Raw genomic sequence first — 3108 nt, forward strand, 5'->3', positions numbered from 1 at the left:
ATTTGAGTTGTGGGATATTGGAGACTTTTAGGGAACAGGTACTATTGCTACAGGAAAGAAGAAAAAAATGTATCTTCTTCATAAGATAACTGCTATATTCTATCCTTTTAAGGAACATCTCAATTCTCACATCTGATTCCTGATTGCTATATATACCATGACTCAATATTATGAGGTACACAAATTTTTGATTTTAGAGAATACCGGATATGGGTTCTCTAATCTGATTAGACTGAACAGAGAGGAGTTCATTAATGGATAATGGATAATTGATAATTACCTCTGGTTAAAACCGAGAGGATTGAATATAAGGAAATGTTATTTCTTCTCTTGGTCGATTGGATATGGCGAACTTCGGAGCGGCTCTGTTAAGAGCGGGAGACCTCGCCATCCCATCCTAACGGACTGCTCCGCAAACGACCGCTTTTTTCCCCTTGAAAGGGGAGGCTTTAAAAGGTGAATTATTTAATTAATAATTATTAATTATTAATGATTCGGTAAAAAATACTGTATCTAATTTAGAAAATAACTGCTATATTTTTTGAGCTTAGAAAAAAAAATCAGACGAAAATAAATGATATAAAAAGTAAATTTATACCATGAAAATCTGTGGTATTCTGAAACTTGAAACTATGAGCTGAAAAAAGTCAAACATACAGATATTCCTAACTAAAAAGAAATTTATGCAAATAATAGATTGGCTAATTGTTTTATTATACCTCATCTTAACAATGTCGATGGGGCTATATTTATCTCGCAAAGGCTCAAAAAGTTTAGCAGACTTCTTTGTTTCTGGGCGATCGCTTCCTTGGTGGTTAACAGGTACAAGTATGGCAGCTACAACTTTCTCTATAGATACCCCACTGTACATTACAGGAGTTGTGGCCAACCGAGGTATTGCTGGTAATTGGGAATGGTGGATTTTTGGTATTTCTCATGTAATAATGATCTATGTTTTTGCCAGAATGTGGCGACGTTCGGAAGTTATTACTGATGCGGAATTAACTGAACTTCGTTATGGGGGAAATATGGCAGCTATTCTCCGAGGGGTCAAAGCCTTTATCTTTGCTATTCCCATGAATTGTATTGCTATTGGCTATGCTATGTTAGCTATGGTTAAAGTTGTCGAAGCTTTGGAAATTTGGCAAAGTTTAGGTATTGATGCTAGTGAAAATAATCTCAAATTATTCAGTGTTATTGGCGTAAGTATATTTGTCTTAATTTATGCTGGTTTATCTGGTTTATGGGGAGTAGTTGCTACAGATTTTTTCCAATTTTTTCTAGCACTTTTTGGAGCAATTATTGTGGCGATTTTTGCTGTTAATAGTGTGGGTGGAATCCAAGAGTTAATTACTAAAGTTCCTCAAGTTATGCCAGACAAAGATATTTTATCTCTTTCACCTTTAACTATTAGTGGAAATGGTAATTCTTGGATTGGTTTTAGCAAAACAGCAGGCATAACTGCCAGTACATTTTTTGCTTATATTGCTCTGCAATGGTGGTCTTGGAGAAGGAGTGATGGAGGAGGAGAATTTGTACAAAGATTTGCTGCGGCTAAAAATGAAACAGAAGCAGAAAAAGCAGCCTGGTTATTTAACATAATGCACTATGTTATTAGAACTTGGCCTTGGATTTTAGTTGCCTTAGCATCCATTGTAATTTACCCTAATTTAGAAGACCGAGAATTGGGTTATCCCAAATTAATGATTGATTTTCTTTCCCCAGGAATTTTAGGTTTAGTTGTTGCCTCTTTAGTAGCAGCATTTATGAGTACAGTTTCTACTTCTATTAACTGGGGTGCTTCTTTTATTACCAATGATTTATATCGAAGATTTATTAAACCTGATGCAACTCAACCAGAATTAGTTTTAGTAGGGCGACTTTCTTCCGTATTAGTAACAGTTTTAGGAGGAGTTGCTGCATTTTTCGCTAAAGATGTGGCGACAGTATTTAGGTTAGTCATAGCTATCGGAACAGGTTCGGGATTAGTATTAATATTACGTTGGTTTTGGTGGCGGGTAAATGCAGCAGCAGAATTAACTGCCATTGTCGCTAGCTTTCTTGTAGGGATGATAACCAGTTTAGTTCCTGCTTTTAAAATAGAAGATTTTGGTTTGCGAATTATCTTTATTACTGCAACCGTAACAATATTGTGGGTAGTGGCAATGTTTGTCACACCCCAAGAGTCTGATACAACCTTAGAAGAATTTTATCGGCGATCGCTTCCCGGTGGTCCTGGTTGGCAAAAGCAAAGAGCAAAGACTGGTTTAGCTCCTGCACAAAATTTGGGTAAAGATTTACAAAGAGTTTTGGCATCTATATTATTATTATTTGGAGCGTTGTTGGCGACTGGTGGTTTCCTGTTGCTCAAGCCAAATATTGGTTGGATATTCCTCATTATTGCTATTTTCAGTGGGATGTGGTTGCGACAGCTTAATAAGTCAAAAATTTTACCCATGCCAAGACCAGGGTTAGATGATGACGATTTGTTTTAAATGACTATCAGTTCAGTTAACAGTTATCAGTGCCTCCAGCTCACCCTGCAGGCTTGAAATACTGAAGTTTATACGGAAATATCTTAATAGTTTTCCAGATGATTTTACTGTAACTATACAAATTTGGTATAACAATAAGGAATTTTATGATGACTAGCCATTACAGTGTTCCCACTACAATTTCCCCAGAAGCACAGGAAGCATTAAAAGAGTTTTCATTGGACGGAGATACTATTCCTGCTCCTGACGATTTCGATGGTTGGAAAAAATTATGGCAGGAAAAGGAAGAAAGTAACAAAGAGGATAATACAAAGGTTGTTGACCATTACAAACCAGTTATTGAAGAGAGAAAATTAGGTGGTGTACCTGTTCTGGATATCAAACCCAAAAACTGGCAAGACAATGGCAAAGTTCTTGTTTATACTCATGGAGGTGGCTATGTTTTATTTAGTGCTGCATCTACCCTCATCAGTTCGGTACCTGTTGCCGATGCTACAAGATTACGGGTGGTGTCTATTGACTATACTGTAGCTCCCTTTGCCAAATGGGCTGAGGTTACAGATCAGGTCATTCAGGTAATTAAAGCACTAATAACAGAAGATTATAGCCTTCA

At 36.7% G+C, this 3108-nt stretch carries 2 protein-coding genes; both read left to right on the forward strand.

The genetic code is table 11. The annotated features are described in order from the left end of the window. Positions 1 to 683: 683 nt before the first annotated feature. Entirely contained in the window at positions 684 to 2495 is a 1812-nt protein-coding gene (locus tag F6K22_RS37075; RefSeq protein ID WP_293109741.1) for a sodium:solute symporter family protein, read from the forward strand. 146 nt (positions 2496 to 2641) lie between these two features. Next, on the forward strand, positions 2642 to 3108 hold a 467-nt coding region (locus tag F6K22_RS37080; protein WP_293109742.1), incomplete at its 3' end, for an alpha/beta hydrolase.

Source organism: Okeania sp. SIO2F4, from assembly GCF_010672385.1.
Taxonomy (GTDB): domain Bacteria; phylum Cyanobacteriota; class Cyanobacteriia; order Cyanobacteriales; family Microcoleaceae; genus Trichodesmium.